The organism is Streptomyces sp. NPDC056347, from assembly GCF_042262625.1.
Classification (GTDB): domain Bacteria; phylum Actinomycetota; class Actinomycetes; order Streptomycetales; family Streptomycetaceae; genus Streptomyces.
This window is the reverse complement of sequence record NZ_JBHJQP010000305.1, coordinates 1-3892: the sequence shown is the minus strand read 5'-3', so window position 1 is coordinate 3892 and position 3892 is coordinate 1. Positions and strand designations below refer to the sequence as shown.

General features: G+C 72.7%; 2 protein-coding genes and 1 tRNA gene. All 3 read left to right on the top strand.

The window, feature by feature from the left end:
• Positions 1-189 precede the first annotated feature (189 nt).
• The 3 genes from ACFCV8_RS35635 to ACFCV8_RS35625 all read left to right on the top strand — a co-directional run bounded on the left by ACFCV8_RS35635 (position 190) and on the right by ACFCV8_RS35625 (position 3201).
• A complete protein-coding gene (locus tag ACFCV8_RS35635; RefSeq protein WP_376689703.1) occupies positions 190-1395 on the top strand; it encodes a DNA polymerase III subunit delta' in 1206 nt (401 codons plus the stop codon).
• An 83-nt stretch (positions 1396-1478) separates the two neighbouring features.
• A complete protein-coding gene (locus ACFCV8_RS35630; protein WP_376689702.1) occupies positions 1479-3029 on the top strand; it encodes an alpha/beta hydrolase in 1551 nt (516 codons plus the stop codon).
• A gap of 98 nt (positions 3030-3127) precedes the next feature.
• A tRNA-Thr gene (locus ACFCV8_RS35625) sits at positions 3128-3201 on the top strand.
• Positions 3202-3892: the final 691 nt, after the last annotated feature.

Sequence of the window (3892 nt, the reverse complement as noted above, 5' to 3'; positions counted from 1 at the left end):
CTCCCGCCCGCCGGCCGTACTGCCGGGATTGTCAGACCCGTCCCCCACAATGGGAGCCGGACCGGAAGAACCGGCCCGACAAGTGACGGTGCGTACATCGACCTACGCCGACGTACACCGAGGTGCGCCGACGCACGCATCGACACGCAAGCGACAGCACGGCGCGACAGCGCCGGAAGGGCGGTGACCATGTCCGTCTGGGACGACCTGGTCGGTCAGGGCCAGGTGGAGGAGCAGCTCGCCGCCGCCGCCCGGGACGCCGACGCGCTGGTCACGGCCAGTACCGCGGGGAAGCCGGTCCCGCCCGCGTCGAAGATGACCCACGCCTGGCTGTTCACCGGACCGCCGGGTTCCGGCCGGGCCACCGCCGCCCGGGCCTTCGCCGCCGCCCTCCAGTGCACCAGCCCGGACCGGGCCCTGGGCGGCGCCCCCGGCTGCGGCTTCTGCGACGGCTGCCACACCAGCCTCATCGGTACGCACGCCGACGTCGAAGTGGTCCGTACGGACCTGCTCTCCATCGGCGTGAAGGAGACCCGCGAGCTGGTCCGCCGCGCCCAGCTCTCCCCGGCGGTGGGCCGCTGGCAGGTCATCGTCCTGGAGGACGCCGACCGCCTCACCGAGGGCGCGGGGAACGTCCTGCTGAAGGCCGTCGAGGAGCCCGCGCCCCGTACGGTGTGGCTGCTCTGCGCGCCCTCGCTGGAGGACGTGCTGCCCACCATCCGCTCCCGCTGCCGCCACCTCACGCTGCGCACGCCCCCGGTCGACGCGGTCGCCGACGTGCTGGTCAGGCGGGACGGCGTCGATCCGGAGCGGGCCTCGTTCGCCGCCCGGGCCACGCAGGGCCACATCGACCGGGCGCGCCGCCTCGCGACCGACGAGGGGGCCCGTTCGCGCCGCGCCGCCGTGCTCAGGCTCCCGCTGCGGGTCGAGGACATCGGGGGCTGCCTGAAGGCCGCCCAGGAGCTGATCGACACCGCGACCGACGATGCCAAGCAGGTCTCCGAGGAGGTCGACGCCAAGGAGACCGAGGAGATGAAGGCCGCGCTCGGCGCCGCCGCCGGGGGACGGCTGCCGCGCGGTACCGCCGGGGTGATGAAGGAGCTGGAGGACCGGCAGAAGCGCCGCAAGACGCGTACGCAGCGCGACAGCCTCGATCTCGCGCTCACCGATCTGACCGGCTTCTACCGCGATGTGCTGGCCATCCAGCTCGGCTCGCGGACCGCCATCGCCAACATCGACGCCGAGGACGCCCTCGACCGCGTCGCCCGCGCCTCCACACCCGAGCGCACCCTGCGCCGGATAGAGGCGGTGATCGCCTGCCGCCGGGCCCTGGACCGCAACGTGGCGCCGCTCCTCGCGGTCGAGGCCATGACGGTGGCCCTGCGCGCGGGCTGACGCGCCGTCCGGTCCCGTCGGCCCATTCACCCGTACGGGGAGCGAATCGGGCGAACCGGTACGGGACGGCTACGCTTCCGGGGATGGACTCCAGGCGCTCGCTCCGCATCCTCGCCACCGTGCTGCTCGGCACGGCAGGTCTGCTCGTCTCCGGCTGCACCGGCGGGGGTCCGGCACGTTCCACGCCGTCCTCGGGCACCGTGTCCGTGTCCGCCCCGGTTGTCCCCGCCGGGCTCGCGTCGTACTACGCGCAGAAGCTGAAATGGCGGGACTGCGGTGTCGAGGGGTTCCAGTGCGCCACGATGAAGGCGCCGCTGGACTACGCGAAGCCGGACGGCGGCGACATCGCGCTGGCCGTCTCCCGCAAGGCGGCCACCGGCCCCGGGAAGCGGATCGGCTCCCTCCTGGTGAACCCGGGCGGACCCGGGGGCTCGGCCGTCGAGTACCTCCAGGGCTATGCGGGCGTCGGCTACCCCGCGCAGGTCCGGGCCCGCTACGACATGGTCGCCGTCGACCCCCGCGGGGTCGCCCGGAGCGAGCCGGTCGTCTGCCTCACCGGCCCGCAGATGGACCGCTTCACCCAGGTCGACCAGACCCCGGACGACGCCGCCGAGATCAGCGCGCTGAACGACGCGTACCGGCAGTTCGCCCAGGGCTGCGAGAAGCGCTCCGGCGAGGTCCTGCCGCATGTCTCCACCGTCGAGACCGCCCGCGACATGGACATGCTGCGAGCCCTGCTCGGCGACGAGAAGCTGACCTACGTCGGGGCGTCGTACGGCACCTTCCTCGGCGCGACGTACGCCGAGCTCTTCCCCGCCCGGGTCGGCCGGCTGGTCCTCGACGGCGCGATGGACCCCTCGCTGGACGCCGTGGAGCTGAACCGCGACCAGACCGCGGGCTTCGAGACCGCCTTCCAGGCCTTCGCCGCCGACTGCCTGAAGAACGCGGACTGCCCGCTCGGCACCACCTCGACCGCCGATGCGGCCACCCGCCTGAAGCGGCTCTTCGCCGACCTGGACGCCCATCCGATCGACACCGGCGACCCCCGGCGCCTCACCGAGTCCCTGGCCACCACGGGGGTCATCGCCGCCATGTACGACGAGTCGGCCTGGCCCCAGCTCCGCGAGGCCGTCGCCGCCGCCCAGGACGGTGACGGTTCCGGCCTGCTCGCCCTCTCGGACACCTACTACGAGCGCCGGCCGAACGGCTCGTACGCCAACCTCATGTTCGCCAACGCCGCCGTGAACTGCCTGGACCAGCCGTCGGCCTTCGCCGACGCCAAGGCCGCCACCCGGGCCGCCCCGGACTTCGAGAAGGCGTCCCCGGTCTTCGGCAGGTCCTTCACCTGGGCCGCCCTGAACTGCGCCGACTGGCCCGTCCCGGCCACCGGCACCCCGCACCGCATCAAGGCCGAGGGCGCGGCCCCGATCGTCGTGGTCGGCACCACCCGCGATCCGGCCACCCCGTACAGGTGGGCCCGCTCCCTGGCCGCCCAGCTCTCCTCCGGAACCCTCCTCACGTACGAGGGCGACGGCCACACCGCGTACGGCCGCGGCAGCGACTGCATCGACACCGCGATCAACACCTACCTCCTGGACGGCACCCCGCCCGCCCGGGACAAGAAGTGCTCCTGACCTGCACGGAAGACCAGCACCAGGGCTGGTACTAAGCACCCTCGGAAACTGTGTAGACTTGGCGACGCTGCTGATCGCACCATGGTGTGACAGGGCGCGCCGCCTTAGCTCAGTTGGCCAGAGCAACGCACTCGTAATGCGTAGGTCTCGGGTTCGAATCCCGAAGGCGGCTCGGATTAACCCCAGGACTCACTCGCCGTGACCTGGGGTTTTTCTTGTTCCGTGACCTTGACTCTTTCGGCGCATCAGCCTGGATGCCCCGCCGTGTGCCTTCCGATGGTCGACCGGTGGCCATGCGTGCAGACGGCGTGCAGTGGCGGTGGCCAAGAGGGCCGCTGCCCGCACGTAGAGGGCCGTCCGGTAGCTGTCCTATCCCTACAAGCCGCTGCTGGGCAGCGCCACCAGCGAGCGCTTCGGCCATGGTCGGGGCAGCCCCTGAAACTGCGCGCGCTGCTGCCGGGGCCTTCTCCTTGCGCTTGGCCGCGCGGATGCCGCATCCGCCTTCGGATGGGGAGAGAGGCTGGAGCTTGAAGCGGCTCCGTCGCATTCAGAGCCCCGCATGAGATTGATGAGCCGGCGGTTCGCCTGAGGGCGGCTCGGTGGCGGCAGGCCCCGCCTCTGGTGCGGGGGTGTACCGGCCTTGGCACTGGTGGGCTCTCGTGTTCGGCCATCGTCAGTTCGCCGGGGCCGACGTCGACCGCGGTGATCGACGTGGCGTAGACGCCGAGCGGGCCGTCGGGTGCGAACCGGAGCCCAGAGACTGCTCCCCGCGCCCGCGGGGATGGCCCCCCGTTCCCGGCAGCGGGGGGGCGGCGGGGTGCGCGGCCCCCGCGGCCCCCCCGGGGGGGGGGTACCCCCCCCCG